The organism is Agrobacterium tumefaciens, assembly GCF_009649785.1.
Lineage (GTDB): Bacteria > Pseudomonadota > Alphaproteobacteria > Rhizobiales > Rhizobiaceae > Agrobacterium > Agrobacterium tumefaciens.
This window is the reverse complement of sequence record NZ_WJOK01000032.1, coordinates 1-13,939: the sequence shown is the minus strand read 5'-3', so window position 1 is coordinate 13,939 and position 13,939 is coordinate 1. Positions and strand designations below refer to the sequence as shown.

Genomic DNA, 13,939 nt, shown 5'->3' with positions numbered 1-13,939 from the left:
CGATGGCGATCCTCGCGCTCGATCACCTTCAACTGGCGATGCCCGTCGGCCGGGAAGACGAGGCGCGCGCATTTTATGGCGACCTGCTCGGCTTTGCGGAGCAGGCAAAACCCGCCAATCTGGCGGCGCGCGGCGGATGTTGGTTCTCATCTGGACCGATAAAACTCCACCTCGGCATCGATCAGGATTTCAGACCTGCCAGGAAAGCCCATCCTGCCTTTCTGGTAGACGATCTCAGTATCTTGCGAAAAACACTTGAAACTGCAGGCTACCATGTGGTTGAGGATGAGCCGCTCGAAGGATATCACCGGTTTTATGTCCTTGATCCCTTCGGAAACCGCATCGAAATGATGCAGCCGCTCGAACCGTGACGAAAAGTACCGTTCCATGCCCCTGATCGACATGCCGGAATTTTCCGGAGAGCTACTGGAAGAATTCGCCGCGCGCCGCACAAGTCGTGTGAACACGCCTGTCATCCAGCCTGCCGAACCGTTTCTGGATATGGCGGGCGAGGATTTGCGCCGGCGTATTTTCATGACGGAGAGCGAGACAGGCGAAAGCCTGTGCCTGCGCCCCGAATTCACTATTCCCGTCTGCCTGCGCCATATCGAGACAGCGACGGGTACGCCGAAGCGTTACTCCTATCTGGGTGAGGTCTTCCGCCAGCGCCGGGAGGGTGCGAACGAGTTTTATCAGGCCGGCATCGAGGATCTTGGCGATACCGATATCGCCGCCGCCGATGCCCGCGCCGTGATTGATGCAACCGCCATCCTGAAACGCCTTCTGCCTGGCCGTTCGCTCGCCGTCACGCTGGGCGACCAGCAGGTGTTCGAGGCGGTCGTTGCAGCGCTCGGCCTGCCGCTCGGTTGGCAGAAACGGCTGGTGCAGGCTTTCGGCGATATGGCGCAGCTCGACGCGCTGCTGGAAAGCCTCGTGCACCCCAAGCCCATGACCGGCCTTGACGCGCGGGTCGCTGGACTTCTGGCAACGGGCGAAGAGGCGGTGCTGGTCGATTATCTCGACACGGTAATGCAGGAAACCGGCTATTCCACCAATGCCAGCCGCTCGCCGCAGGAAATCGCCCGCCGTCTGCGGGAAAAGCTGGCGCTTGCCGCCACGCGTCTGCCGGATGAGAGTTTCGAACTGCTCAAGCAGTTCCTGGCCTTGCAGGCGCCCTTGCCGCAGGCCTCGCAAGTTCTGGCCGATTTTGCCGCAAAGGCTAAGCTGAAACTGGACGGTGCGCTTTCCGCTTTCGATAAGCGTGTCGCGGCCCTTGCGAATGCCGGGGTCGATCTCGAAACAGTCAGCTACGGCGCGGCCTTCGGCCGTCCGCTCGATTATTATACTGGCCTCGTTTTCGAGGTGATGGAAGAAGGTAGCGATAGCGTTTTGGCCGGTGGTGGCCGTTTTGACCGGCTGCTGACGCTGCTTGGCGCGCAGGAAAAAATACCGGCCGTGGGCTTTTCCCTCTGGCTGGATCGCATCGAAACGGTGCGCGGGAGCGATAAGCCATGATCACCATTGCCTTGCCCTCCAAGGGCCGGATGAAGGAAGACGCCTCCGCCGTTCTCGAACGCGCCGGGCTGAAGGTCGCCGCTGTCGGTAACGACCGGTCCTATCGCGGCCGCATCGAAGGGCGCGACGATATCGAGATTGCCTATCTCTCAGCCTCCGAGATCGCCCGCGAAATTGGTGCTGGCAGCGTGGATTTCGGCGTGACGGGTGAAGACCTGGTGCGAGAGGGGCTGACCAACGCCGATGCGCAGGTGGAATTCTGCGCCCGCCTCGGTTTCGGCCATGCCGATGTCGTTGTCGCCGTGCCGGAAATCTGGCTGGATGTGGACAGCATGGCCGATCTCGGCGATGTGGCCTCGGAATTCCGTGCCCGTCATGGTCGCCGTTTGGCAATCGCAACCAAATACTGGCGGCTGACGCAGCAGTTCTTTTCGCGCCAGCACGGCATTCAGCTTTACCGTATTGTCGAAAGCCTTGGCGCCACCGAAGGTGCGCCGGCGGCAGGGCAGGCGGATATCATCGTCGATATCACCTCCACCGGCTCGACGCTGAAAGCTAACCACCTGAAAATCCTCTCCGACGGCATCATCGTCCGCTCGGAAGCCTGTTTCGTGCGCGCCCGCAAGCCGGAGCACGAAGGTGATCCGGCGGTTCAGGAGATCGCGGCGCGAATAAAAGCGGCTGTCTGAAAGCATAAAAGAAAAAAGCCGCCGGATCGCTCCGGCGGCTTTTTTCTTGGTCAGCCTATGGGCTCAGGCGCGGGCGGCAACGAAGCCGCGCTTTGCGTCGACGGAGTAGGCGCCTGCACCGAAGGTTGCGAGCAGGATATAGGCGCCGGCAAGGGTGATGTTCTTCATCAGCATGATGCCGTTCAGCGTGTTGATCCAGCCGAGAGCAGGCTCAGGCCAGCCGGGAACGGCAACGGTGCCGCTGTGGAATACGAGGCCGGTGAACACGCAGAACGCTGCAAGCGCCCATGCGGCGATCTTCGTCTGGAAACCGGCGAGAATGGCAAGACCGGCAACGAGTTCGAACAGGCCGGCAAGATAGGCAAGCGCGGTTGCGCCAGGCATGCCGGCGCCCGAGATCATGCCGGCAGTGCCAGCCGGATCAGTGAGTTTGCCGAAGCCGGAATAGATGAAGATGAAGGAAAGCAGAATGCGGGCGATGAGAACGAGAGCGTTCTGGCTGCTGGACATGGAGTATCTCCGGTAAGTGATCGGCGTGTCGCCGGTTAAACTGCAAGGTGATGTCTGGAGATATCAATGACCGAAAATCATGCATCTATAAAGATGAACAATAGAAGACAAATTGTCTTCATTTTGTGAACGACCAACAATGTCGTTCAATGACATAGAGCGCGCATCCCGTTTGAACGGGACCATTCGACTCGATCTATCTAATTGTTTTAACAAATTTTCCTGACATAAAGCCGCTGCGTAGTTTTACCGGAAACGCTCTAGGCGGCGAAGCGCATATCCTCGAAACGCGGAAACAGGAAGAGCCCCGAAATGCGCCCTTGCTGGCCGATCTCGAAACCCGAGGATTCGCCCATGCAAATAAGCGGCTGCCGCATTGCCGGCAGGGTAAACAGGCCGGTGGAAAAGCAGAAGCGTGAGGGTGCGGCGGAAGCCTGTTCGAAAATTTCGAGCACGCGGTCGTGGTGACCCCGATCATAACAGCGGATCAGGCTGAGCAGGCCGCACTCACCCTGCGGCAGCCCATGCATGAAAGATGCATGTTCGCCAAGCTTGATGACGCCGCTCGAAAGATCGCCGCTCCATTCCTCCGAAATAAAGAAATGCGACAGGGTCTGAGTATCCGGCATGGTTGTCGCGGCCGCAGGCAGAGCATCGTTGCGTCTTGATATTTCGAACAAATCGCGCCCCCGCATGAACATCGTACCAGCGCTGCAATCTCAAGCGTCGCTGCCAAGTTGATTTTTCATCGCCATCCGCATTCGAGCGTGCCTGCCAAGCATCGAACCCCTTCAATGCTTGCATCCCGCCGCTGCACCCTCACGGGCGCTGACTTATAGTTTATTTTCTTCTACCCACAACAACCTGTCAGAGAGAAAATCAAAAATAATATGTATTCCTTCATCGTAATCGCGAAATATATGAAAAAAAGACAACTAGATGTCGTGCTTATAAACTGGAGAGGGCGAAAATCCGCCCCATCGGCAATTGTGATTCGCCTCTATCGGCACCCGATTATTGCACGCGCTGCCAAAAACAAGCTGACTAAAGTTATCGCTGTTTCAAAAAGAGACAATATTTTTTAAGCCCGATCCCGGCAAGTGAAGATATCGCGCCAGCTCTCACAAGGGGCATGGGCGCCAACGAAAAAAGGGCGATCCGAAGACCGCCCTTTCGTATTCCAGTGACAGGACTGATTAGAAGTCCATGCCGCCCATGCCGCCGCCAGGCATCTGGGGCATTGCCGATTCCTTCTTAGGAAGTTCGGCGATCATGGCTTCGGTGGTGATCAGCAGCGAAGCAACCGAAGCTGCGTTCTGCAGAGCCGTGCGAACAACCTTGACCGGGTCGACGATGCCGAGCTGGATCAGGTCGCCATATTCGCCGGTCTGTGCGTTGTAGCCGTAGTTGTCTTCGTTCCGGTCGAGGATCTTGCCAACAACGATGGAAGCTTCGTCACCTGCGTTTTCTGCAATCTGGCGAACCAGAGACTGCAGAGCCTTGCGGACGATGTTGATGCCGGCTTCCTGGTCGTCGTTCTCACCCTTGACGGTGATCTTCGTGGAAGAACGCAGCAGGGCAACGCCGCCGCCCGGTACGATGCCTTCCTGAACAGCAGCGCGCGTCGCGTTGAGAGCGTCGTCGATGCGGTCCTTCTTTTCCTTCACTTCAACTTCCGTCGAACCGCCAACGCGGATCACGGCAACGCCGCCAGCGAGCTTGGCAAGACGTTCCTGCAGCTTTTCGCGGTCGTAGTCGGAAGTGGTTTCTTCGATCTGCGCCTTGATCTGGGCAACACGGCCTTCGATGTCGGACTTCTGGCCAGCACCGTCAACGATCGTGGTGTTTTCCTTGGAGATCGAAACCTTCTTCGACTTGCCGAGCATGTCGAGGGTAACGCTTTCGAGCTTGATGCCGAGATCTTCGGAAATGACGGTACCACCGGTCAGGATGGCGATGTCTTCCAGCATGGCCTTGCGGCGGTCGCCGAAGCCAGGAGCCTTGACGGCAGCGATCTTGAGGCCGCCACGCAGCTTGTTGACGACGAGCGTTGCAAGGGCTTCGCCTTCTACGTCTTCAGCGATGATGACGAGCGGCTTGCCGGTCTGAACGACAGCTTCGAGAACAGGCAGCATGGCCTGGAGGTTCGAGAGCTTCTTTTCGTGCAGAAGGATGTATGCGTCTTCGAGGTCCGCAACCATCTTTTCCGGGTTGGTCACGAAGTAAGGCGACAGGTAGCCGCGGTCGAACTGCATGCCTTCGACGACTTCGAGTTCGGTTTCAGCGGTCTTGGCTTCTTCAACGGTGATGACGCCTTCGTTGCCGACGCGCTGCATTGCTTCAGCAATGTCGAGACCGATCTGACGCTCGCCGTTTGCAGAGATCGTGCCGACCTGTGCAACTTCTTCCGAAGTGTTGATCTTCTTGGCCTTGGCCTGAAGGTCCTTGACGACTTCTGCAACGGCCAGATCGATACCGCGCTTGAGGTCCATCGGGTTCATGCCGGCAGCAACTGCCTTTGCACCTTCGCGAACGATGGCCTGGGCCAGAACCGTTGCGGTGGTGGTGCCGTCACCGGCGATGTCGTTGGTCTTGGAGGCAACTTCGCGAACGAGCTGTGCGCCCATGTTCTCGAACTTGTCTTCGAGTTCGATTTCCTTGGCGACAGAAACGCCGTCCTTGGTGATGCGCGGTGCGCCGAAGGACTTGTCGATAACGACGTTACGACCCTTCGGGCCGAGGGTGACCTTCACTGCATCAGCGAGAATGTCGACGCCCTTGAGCATCTTTTCGCGCGCTGTGCGGCCGAATTTGACTTCTTTGGCTGCCATTTTCAAAACTCCTGGTTTCGAATGGCCGGACGGGGTCCGGCTTGAAATTTAAGGAAACGATGGGTGCGGCGAAATCAGCCGATGATACCCATGATGTCGGCTTCCTTCATGATCAGAAGGTCTTCGCCGTCGAGCTTGACTTCGGTGCCCGACCACTTGCCGAACAGGACGCGATCGCCAACCTTGACGTCGAGAGCGACGACCTTGCCGGCCTCATCGCGAGCGCCGGAACCGACGGCGACGATTTCGCCTTCCTGCGGCTTTTCCTTGGCGGTATCGGGAATGATGATGCCGCCCTTGGTCTTTGCTTCGGACTCAACGCGACGAACGACGACGCGATCATGAAGCGGGCGGAAATTGGTGCTTGTCATTGCCTAATCCCTCGATCAAATGACTTCAGGAACCTTTTGCAGGTTCACGTGATGGGTGTTAGCACTCCTCTTGTTGGAGTGCCAGCAAAGCCGAGATAAGGAGGCGTCCCCCCGGAGTCAAGAACGCACTGCCGGAAAAATTTCACGGCCTATGGTTACCAGCGTTCCATGACAGAAAATTTCCACGCTCTGACGGGCGAGGACAGATCGCTCTTTTTCAGGCAACCTTCGTTTTTGGCGTAGAGGGGTTTTATGTTCGGATGGTGGCCGGTGGGCCGGAGGCAGGTCTGGCACCGCTTTTTTCCTTGCCATCGGCGTCCTGCTTTGCCATGTGACGCACACCCTTTTTTCGCACCCGGAAAGCATATCATGGCCCATCGCATTCTCACCCTCGGCGAAATCACTGATGGGTTCGACGTTGTTCTTTCGGATGTCTGGGGCGTGCTGCATAATGGCGTTAGCGCTTTCCCGGATGCGGCGGTTGCGCTGCACGACGCGCGCAAGGCCGGCAAGACCGTGGTGCTCATCACCAATTCGCCGCGTCCGGCCCCCGGTGTCATCGCCCAGCTTCGCGTTCTCGGCGTGCCGGATGAGGCCTATGACCGCATCATCACATCGGGAGACGTCACCCGGGGCCTGATCGCGGAAGGCCCAAGAAAAGTCTTTCTGCTCGGCCCCGAGCGTGACATGCCGCTGCTGGAAGGTCTCGATGTCGAACGGGTCGGCGAGGCGGAAGCGGAATCCGTCGTCTGCACCGGTTTCTTCGATGACGAGACGGAAACGCCGGAAGACTATACGGAAATGTTGAAAGGCTTCATCGCCCGCAAGGCGCCGATGATCTGCGCCAACCCCGATCTGGTGGTAGAGCGCGGCGAGCGCATCATTCCCTGCGCCGGCGCCATGGCCGCATATTACGAACAGCTTGGCGGCGAAGTCCGTATTGCCGGCAAACCGCACGCGCCGATCTATGAAGCCTGCCTCGCGGCGGCGAAAGAAGTGCGCGGCGATTTCCCGAAGGATCGCGTGCTCGCCATCGGCGATGGCATGCCGACGGATGTGAAGGGCGCAATTGCGAGCGGCCTCAACCTTCTTTATATCAGCGGCGGCATTCACGCCGCCGAATATACGCTGAATGGCCAGACGGACGAGGCGCTTCTGAACGCCTATCTGAAGGGGCAGGGCGCGGCTCCCGGCTGGTGGATGCCCCGCCTTGCCTAGGAAACGTCTGGCGTAAGCCGGCGTAAACAATGGATCGACTGCAATGACCGTCTTTCATCGCAATGAAAAAAAGGAGCCGCTGCCTGAAGGCTTGCGCGGCGGCGTCATCGCGATCGGCAATTTCGATGGTGTGCATCGCGGCCACCGTGCCGTTCTGGACCGTGCGCTGGAACTGGCCGAGGCGCGTGGCGTACCGGCCCTGGTGCTGACCTTCGAACCGCATCCCCGTTCCGTCTTCCGCCCCGAAACGCCGGTCTTCCGCCTGACGCCTGCGCCGTTGAAGGCACGTATTCTCGAGGCCATCGGTTTCCGCTCGGTCATCGAATACCCCTTCGACCGCGAGTTTTCGCAGCGCTCGGCGGAAGAGTTCGTCAATTCCATTCTGGTCGACTGGCTGGGCGCCAGCGCAGTCGTCACCGGCTTTGATTTTCATTTCGGCAAGGGCCGCGAAGGTGGCCCGGCATTTCTGATGGCGGCCGGCAAGCGCAACGGCTTCGACGTGACGCTCGTGGATGCCTTTCGCGACGAGGGCGCGGATGTCGTCTCCTCGAGCCGTATCCGCTCGCTTCTGTGCGAAGGAGATGTGGCAGGTGCCGCCGGACAACTCGGGTATCGTTTCACGGTGGAAAGTGAAGTCATCGGCGGCCAGAAGCTGGGGCGAACTCTGGGTTACCCAACGGCCAACATGGCGCTTTCACCCGAAACGGAGCTGAAAGCCGGCATCTATGCCGTGCGGTTCCGCCGCCCCGACGGGGCGATTTACGATGGCGTTGCAAGCTTCGGTTACCGCCCGACGGTCACCGATAACGGTGCGGCACTTCTGGAAACCTACGTCTTCGATTTTTCCGGTGATCTCTACGGTGAGGTGTGTTCGGTATCCTTCTTCGGGCACCTGCGTAACGAGCTGAAATTTGACGGCTTGGACCCGCTGGTCGCGCAGATCAGGCGGGATGAGGAAGAGGCGCGGGCGATGCTGTCAGGCGTGCGGCCGCTCAGTGAATTGGATGCGAAGATAGCATTTTGAGCGGGCAGATAATCCTGTCCCGGATTGTCGTCGCTTTTCACTTCCTTTTTGCCGGAAAACCGCATAAACAACCGGCCATGTCCCAATACCGGTTGCTGTTTAAAGTTCAGATAGGCCGAATTATTGGCCCGGCCTTCCGCCCGCTCTGAAGAGCCGGAAGGTCCGGGATTTTGGCGCTCGTCATGGCATTTGACATGGCGCTTTCCGTATTTGCCCTCTTTGAAATTGAGACGGCGCGACCGACACGGCGCGCAACAACGGTACAATTATGAGCGACACCGCAGAAAAATTCGACTATTCCTCGACCCTCTATTTGCCGCAGACGGATTTCCCGATGCGTGCCGGCCTGCCGCAGAAAGAACCGGAAACGGTGAAGCGCTGGCAGGAAATGGGCCTGTATAAAAAGCTCCGCGCATCCGCCGCCGGTCGCGAGAAATTCGTGCTGCATGATGGCCCGCCCTATGCCAACGGCAACATCCACATCGGCCATGCGCTGAACAAGATCCTGAAAGACGTCATCACCCGCTCGTTCCAGATGCGCGGTTTCGACGCCAATTACGTGCCTGGCTGGGATTGCCACGGCCTGCCGATCGAATGGAAGATCGAGGAAGCCTACCGCGCCAAGGGCAAGAACAAGGACGAGGTTCCGGTCAACGAATTCCGCAAGGAGTGCCGCGAGTTCGCTGCTGGCTGGATCAAGGTTCAGTCGGAAGAGTTCAAGCGCCTCGGCATCGAGGGTGACTTCGAAAACCCCTACACAACCATGAACTTCCACGCGGAAGCCCGCATCGCCGGCGAACTGCTGAAGATCGCCAAGAGCGGCCAGCTCTATCGCGGTTCCAAGCCGATCATGTGGTCGGTTGTCGAGCGCACGGCGCTGGCGGAAGCCGAGGTCGAGTATCACGACGTTGAAAGCGACATGATCTGGGTGAAGTTCCCGGTGAAGGACGCTGCGCCAGCTCTTTCCGGCGTCTCTGTCGTCATCTGGACAACCACGCCGTGGACCATCCCCGGCAACCGCGCCATCGCCTTCTCCTCGAGGGTCGAATATGGCCTGTTCGAAGTCGAAAGCGCGCAGAACGATTTCGGTCCGCAGCCGGGTGAAAAGCTGATCTTCGCCAGAAAGCTTGCCGATGAGGCTGCTGCCAAGGCGAAGGTGACCTTCAAGTTCGTGCGCGATGTGAAAGCTGAAGAACTGGCCGCCATCACCTGCGCCCATCCTTTGGCGTCGCTTGGCTACGATTTCCCGGTTCCGCTTCTCGATGGCGACCATGTCACCGACGATGCAGGCACGGGCTTCGTGCACACCGCGCCGAGCCATGGCCGCGAGGACTTTGACGTCTGGACCGCGCATCAGCGTGAGCTGGAAGCGCGCGGCGTTTCGCCGGCCATCCCGTTCCCCGTTGGCGATGACGGTTTCTATACCGAGGACGCACCCGGTTTCGGCCCGTCTGCCGAAGGCGGTGCGGCCCGCGTCATGGATGATAACGGCAAGAAGGGCGATGCCAACGAGCGCGTCATCAAGGCGCTGATCGCGGCCAACAACCTGTTCGCGCGCGGCCGTCTGAAGCACAGCTATCCGCATAGCTGGCGCTCCAAGAAGCCGGTGATCTTCCGCAACACGCCGCAGTGGTTTGTCTATATGGACAAGGAACTGGGCGACGGGACGACGCTGCGCTCGCGTTCGCTTGATGCCATCGACCAGACCCGTTTCGTTCCGGCATCCGGCCAGAACCGCCTGCGCGCCATGATCGAAGGTCGGCCCGACTGGGTTCTGTCGCGCCAGCGCAGCTGGGGCGTGCCGATCGCGGTCTTCGCCGACGAGCAGGGTGAGGTTCTGGTCGACGAGGCTGTCAACGCCCGCATCCTCGAGGCCTTCGAGGCTGAAGGTGCGGATGCCTGGTTCGCCGAAGGCGCCAAGGAACGTTTCCTCGGCAATGACCATGACCACGCCAGATGGCAGCAGGTCATGGACATCCTCGATGTGTGGTTCGATAGCGGCTGCACCCATACCTTCACGCTGGAAGACCGCCCGGACATGAAGTGGCCGGCGGATGTCTATCTCGAAGGCTCGGACCAGCATCGCGGCTGGTTCCATTCGTCGCTGCTGGAAAGCTGCGCGACGCGTGGCCGCGCGCCTTATAACGCCGTCGTCACCCATGGCTTCACCATGGACGAGCAGGGCCGCAAGCAGTCCAAGTCTCTCGGCAACGTTGTTGCACCACAGGACGTGATGAAAGAGTCCGGCGCGGATATCCTGCGCCTGTGGGTCATGACGACCGATTACTGGGAAGACCAGCGTCTGGGCAAGGCCATCATCCAGACCAATATCGACGCGTATCGCAAGCTGCGCAACACCGTGCGCTGGATGCTCGGCACGCTTGCCCACGACAAGGGCGAGGAGATCGCCTATGCCGATCTGCCGGAACTGGAAAAGCTGGTGCTGCACCGCCTGTCCGAGCTGGATAAGGTCGTGCGCGACGGGTACGACGCCTTCGACTTCAAGAAGATCGCCCGCGCCCTGATCGATTTCGCAAATGTGGAGCTGTCGGCTTTCTACTTCGACATCCGCAAGGACACGCTTTATTGTGACGCGCCGTCGTCGCTGAAGCGCCGTGCATCGCTGTCGGTCATCGCCAAGCTGTTCGATTGCCTCGTCACATGGCTTGCGCCCATGCTGCCCTTCACCACTGAAGAAGCATGGCTTTCGCGCTATCCGGATGTGGAATCGGTGCATCTCGCCCAGTTCCCGGAAATTCCGGCGGAGTGGAACAACGACGCGCTGGAAGCGAAGTGGGAGAAAATCCGCAAGGTCCGCACGGTCGTCACCGGTGCGCTCGAAGTGGAACGTCGTGAAAAGCGTATCGGCTCCTCGCTTGAGGCAGCGCCCATCGTGCACATTGCCGACGCCGATCTTCTGGCGGCTCTCTCCGGGCAGGATTTTGCCGAAATCTGCATCACCTCGGCCATTTCGGTGGTCGGCGATGAAGGCCCTGCCGATGGCTTCCGCTTGCCGGAGGTCGCAAAGGTCGTGGTCGAGCAGAAGCTGGCGGAAGGCGCAAAATGCGCACGCTCCTGGCGTATCACCACCGATGTCGGTTCCGATCCGGACTATCCGGAGGTTTCGGCCCGTGATGCGGCGGCACTGCGCGAGCTTGCCGCGCTGGGATGATTTAAAGCTGCTGCGCATCGTTCCTGTCGAAAAATCGATTTCGAGTTTCGGGCCGATGCGCGAGGAAAATGGCCGGATGAATTGCGCTTTAGCTCTTCATCCGGTACACCTGCCTGAAAATGGCCGGATTTGCACGGCAATGCGGGCTACCGCCTGCCGAAAGACGATGTCTGGCGCAATGGGACGGACGGCTGGAAGGGTTTTTATGAAGACGATGAAGGCTTTTGGGCAGGATAACGCGCAGGGTTTGAGCATGTTCCGCACGGTTGCAGGTATCACGGCGATAGGCGTGCTGCTCAGCGCCTGCACGAGCCCGACCTATGGTACGGGCAAGACTGCGGCAGAACAGCTTGTAGACGACCTCGGCAACGCGACTTCGATCACCGGCAACGATCAGGAAAAACGCAACCTGAAATACAGCCCGCGTCCGGGTCTGGTTGTCCCCGCCCAGTCCCGCGCCGAGCAATTGACGACGCCGCAGCAGAACATGGCCAGCCGCGAAAACAACCCGCAATGGGTCGAATCGCCGGAAGAGACCCGTGAACGCCTGCGCGACGAGGCGGATGCCAATAAGAACAATCCGCATTACCGCTCACCGCTGCTTGCCGGCAACGGCACGGCCGGCCAGATGACCGAAAGCCAGAAATGGGAAGCCTTCCGCAAGGCCAAGGCAGATGCCCAGGGTGGCTCTGTCGTCAACGCCCAGCGCAAGTTCCTGACTGATCCGCCGCAGGAATATCGTAGCGTTCCGCAGGATCAGCTGACTGACCTCGGTGAGCCGGAGCAGAAGAAGGAAAAGCGCCGTAAGAAAGAAGCGGCGATGGCAAACACCGGCAAACCCTGGTGGAACCCCTTCTGATAAAATGAAGGGCTTATGGCCTGCGGGAAAGATTGCATCTCCCGCCGGCTGCTTATTCGTCGAGACGTTTCTCGCGAAAGAATTTCCGCAGAATTTCAGCACTTTCGCTTTCCGCCAGCCCCGAATACACATCAGGCGCGTGGTGGCATGTCGGCTGGCTGAAGAAGCGCACGCCACTATGCACCGCGCCGCCCTTCGGGTCTTCCGCACCGTAATAGAGACGACGGATGCGGGCAAACGAGATCGCCGCCGCGCACATGGTGCAGGGTTCCAGCGTTACATAGAGATCGGCACCGGGCAGGCGTTCTTGTTCCAGCGCCTCGCAGGCCATGCGGATTACGGCGATTTCGGCATGTGCCGTCACATCGTTCAATTCACGGGTGCGATTGCCGGAACGGGCGATGACGCGACCGTCCATAACCAGGACTGCGCCGATCGGAACCTCCTGCCGCTCACCGGCGGCACGGGCTTCCGCCAGCGCCAGTTCCATGAAATGCGTCCTTTCGGCCATTGCGTTTCAATTTCCTCTTAACCCTTGTGCTTGGACCTGATAGGACAGCCCAAACAACAGGCAAACAGCAAATGACTTTTAAAGACAAGCCGAAGCGTGACGGTGGCAAGACTTTTAGCCGCGACAAGAAGCCGAAAGGCCCCGGCAAGCCCGCCGCAGAGCGTGAAAAGAAACCGGTAGAAGCCAAGGCGGCTCCGGTGCAGGAAGCCGTTATGGGCACCAAGCCAGAGCGCATTTCCAAGATCATGGCGCGCGCCGGCGTTGCCTCGCGCCGCGATATCGAGCGCATGATCATGGAAGGCCGCGTGTCGCTGAACGGCGTCAAGCTGGACACCCCGGTGATGAACGCGACTCTTTCCGACAAGATCGAAGTGGATGGCATGCCCATCCGCGGGGCTGAGCGCACGCGCCTGTGGCTTTACCACAAGCCCGCTGGCCTGGTGACGACCAATTCCGACCCGGAAGGCCGCCCGACCGTTTTCGACAATCTGCCGGGTGAATTGCCGCGTGTGCTCTCTATCGGCCGCCTCGACATCAATACCGAAGGCCTGCTGCTGTTGACCAATGATGGCGGTCTCTCCCGCGTGCTGGAACTGCCGACGACCGGCTGGCTGCGCCGCTACCGCGTGCGCGCCCATGGCGAGGTCGATCAGGCAGCGCTCGACAAGCTGAAGGAAGGCATTGCCGTCGACGGCGTGCTTTATGGCGCTATCGACGCGACGCTCGACCGCACCCAGGGTCACAACGTCTGGATCACCATGGGTCTGCGCGAAGGCAAGAACCGCGAGATCAAGAACGTGCTCGGCGCGCTCGGCCTTGAGGTCAACCGCCTGATCCGTATCTCCTACGGCCCGTTCCAGCTTGGCGATCTGCCTGAAGGCAAGGTGCTTGAAGTGCGTGGCCGCATGCTGCGTGACCAGCTTGGTCCGCGCCTCATCGAACAATCCGGCGCCAATTTCGACGCGCCGATCTACGATGCGCCTGTCGCCGACGATGAAGAAGAAAATACGCCCAAGCGCGCGCCCCGGTCCGAATGGGCAAAGAGCGATGCGCCGGAAGGCAAGCCGCGTTTCGACAGGGCTGCCGGCAAACCGGAAGATCGCCGCGAAAAGGCGCTCGGCCGTCTCGACACCAAGCGCGGTGACAAGCCAGCCGGCAAGTTCGGTGGCAAACCTGCCGGGAAATTCGGCGCGAAAACCCGTGGCGAAGAGGATGGCGAAGAACGCCGCCCCGCCCGCC

At 59.6% G+C, this 13,939-nt stretch carries 13 protein-coding genes; 8 read left to right on the top strand and 5 right to left on the bottom strand.

What is annotated here, in order from left to right:
* The first annotated feature begins 2 nt into the window (after positions 1–2).
* The 3 genes from GH784_RS24340 to hisG are packed head-to-tail and all read left to right on the top strand — an operon-like array spanning position 3 to position 2,204.
* Complete coding sequence (locus GH784_RS24340) at positions 3–371, top strand: VOC family protein (protein ID WP_026330619.1); 369 nt, start codon at positions 3–5, stop codon at positions 369–371.
* 16 nt (positions 372–387) lie between these two features.
* Positions 388–1,515, top strand: a complete 1,128-nt coding sequence (locus GH784_RS24335) for an ATP phosphoribosyltransferase regulatory subunit (protein WP_004432209.1) — start codon at positions 388–390, stop codon at positions 1,513–1,515.
* Entirely contained in the window at positions 1,512–2,204 is a 693-nt protein-coding gene (gene hisG / locus GH784_RS24330) for an ATP phosphoribosyltransferase (RefSeq protein WP_004432208.1), read from the top strand. The genes GH784_RS24335 and hisG overlap by 4 nt, the downstream gene beginning before the upstream one ends.
* A gap of 63 nt (positions 2,205–2,267) precedes the next feature.
* On the opposite strand, the gene GH784_RS24325 is transcribed toward hisG, so the two are convergent.
* The 4 genes from GH784_RS24325 to groES form a co-directional block, all read right to left on the bottom strand.
* Positions 2,268–2,714 carry a DoxX family protein gene (locus GH784_RS24325; RefSeq protein ID WP_065703882.1) on the bottom strand — a complete coding sequence of 149 codons (447 nt, stop codon included), beginning with the start codon at positions 2,712–2,714 and terminating at the stop codon, positions 2,268–2,270.
* A 260-nt stretch (positions 2,715–2,974) separates the two neighbouring features.
* Positions 2,975–3,409, bottom strand: a complete 435-nt coding sequence (locus tag GH784_RS24320; protein WP_025592588.1) for a hypothetical protein — start codon at positions 3,407–3,409, stop codon at positions 2,975–2,977.
* A gap of 501 nt (positions 3,410–3,910) precedes the next feature.
* Complete coding sequence (gene groL / locus GH784_RS24315) at positions 3,911–5,545, bottom strand: chaperonin GroEL (RefSeq protein ID WP_004432205.1); 1,635 nt, start codon at positions 5,543–5,545, stop codon at positions 3,911–3,913.
* 74 nt (positions 5,546–5,619) lie between these two features.
* Positions 5,620–5,916 (bottom strand): co-chaperone GroES, encoded by a 297-nt coding sequence (gene groES / locus GH784_RS24310; protein ID WP_003494080.1) that lies wholly within the window; start codon positions 5,914–5,916, stop codon positions 5,620–5,622.
* Between the two features lie 369 nt (positions 5,917–6,285).
* Between groES and GH784_RS24305 the strand changes: the two genes are divergently transcribed.
* The 4 genes from GH784_RS24305 (at position 6,286) to GH784_RS24290 (ending at position 12,189) form a co-directional block, all read left to right on the top strand.
* Entirely contained in the window at positions 6,286–7,134 is an 849-nt protein-coding gene (locus GH784_RS24305) for a TIGR01459 family HAD-type hydrolase (protein ID WP_004432196.1), read from the top strand.
* A 43-nt stretch (positions 7,135–7,177) separates the two neighbouring features.
* Positions 7,178–8,158 carry a bifunctional riboflavin kinase/FAD synthetase gene (locus GH784_RS24300; protein WP_065703883.1) on the top strand — a complete coding sequence of 327 codons (981 nt, stop codon included), beginning with the start codon at positions 7,178–7,180 and terminating at the stop codon, positions 8,156–8,158.
* Between the two features lie 268 nt (positions 8,159–8,426).
* On the top strand, positions 8,427–11,330 hold the full coding sequence (ileS, locus tag GH784_RS24295) for an isoleucine--tRNA ligase (RefSeq protein WP_065703885.1): 2,904 nt from the start codon (positions 8,427–8,429) through the stop codon (positions 11,328–11,330).
* Between the two features lie 205 nt (positions 11,331–11,535).
* Complete coding sequence (locus GH784_RS24290; protein WP_019564237.1) at positions 11,536–12,189, top strand: hypothetical protein; 654 nt, start codon at positions 11,536–11,538, stop codon at positions 12,187–12,189.
* A gap of 52 nt (positions 12,190–12,241) precedes the next feature.
* On the opposite strand, the gene GH784_RS24285 is transcribed toward GH784_RS24290, so the two are convergent.
* The gene (locus GH784_RS24285; RefSeq protein ID WP_013635558.1) at positions 12,242–12,700 is read right to left on the bottom strand and encodes a nucleoside deaminase; all 459 of its coding nucleotides are present in this window, start codon (positions 12,698–12,700) and stop codon (positions 12,242–12,244) included.
* A gap of 71 nt (positions 12,701–12,771) precedes the next feature.
* Here GH784_RS24285 and GH784_RS24280 point away from each other — a divergent pair.
* Positions 12,772–13,939 (top strand): pseudouridine synthase (locus GH784_RS24280; RefSeq protein WP_153793919.1); only part of this gene is annotated, 1,168 nt, incomplete at its 3' end.

Excerpts from the sequence above, each read along its gene's own strand:
- GH784_RS24300 (WP_065703883.1), top strand. The coding sequence starts at position 7,178 with ATGACCGTCTTTCATCGCAATGAAAAAAAGGAGCCGCTGCCTGAAGGC.
- groL (WP_004432205.1), bottom strand. The coding sequence starts at position 5,545 with ATGGCAGCCAAAGAAGTCAAATTCGGCCGCACAGCGCGCGAAAAGATG.
- groES (WP_003494080.1), bottom strand. The coding sequence starts at position 5,916 with ATGACAAGCACCAATTTCCGCCCGCTTCATGATCGCGTCGTCGTTCGT.
- GH784_RS24305 (WP_004432196.1), top strand. The coding sequence starts at position 6,286 with ATGGCCCATCGCATTCTCACCCTCGGCGAAATCACTGATGGGTTCGAC.
- ileS (WP_065703885.1), top strand. The coding sequence starts at position 8,427 with ATGAGCGACACCGCAGAAAAATTCGACTATTCCTCGACCCTCTATTTG.
- GH784_RS24320 (WP_025592588.1), bottom strand. The coding sequence starts at position 3,409 with ATGCGGGGGCGCGATTTGTTCGAAATATCAAGACGCAACGATGCTCTG.
- GH784_RS24290 (WP_019564237.1), top strand. The coding sequence starts at position 11,536 with ATGAAGACGATGAAGGCTTTTGGGCAGGATAACGCGCAGGGTTTGAGC.
- GH784_RS24340 (WP_026330619.1), top strand. The coding sequence starts at position 3 with ATGGCGATCCTCGCGCTCGATCACCTTCAACTGGCGATGCCCGTCGGC.
- hisG (WP_004432208.1), top strand. The coding sequence starts at position 1,512 with ATGATCACCATTGCCTTGCCCTCCAAGGGCCGGATGAAGGAAGACGCC.
- GH784_RS24325 (WP_065703882.1), bottom strand. The coding sequence starts at position 2,714 with ATGTCCAGCAGCCAGAACGCTCTCGTTCTCATCGCCCGCATTCTGCTT.
- GH784_RS24285 (WP_013635558.1), bottom strand. The coding sequence starts at position 12,700 with ATGGCCGAAAGGACGCATTTCATGGAACTGGCGCTGGCGGAAGCCCGT.
- GH784_RS24335 (WP_004432209.1), top strand. The coding sequence starts at position 388 with ATGCCCCTGATCGACATGCCGGAATTTTCCGGAGAGCTACTGGAAGAA.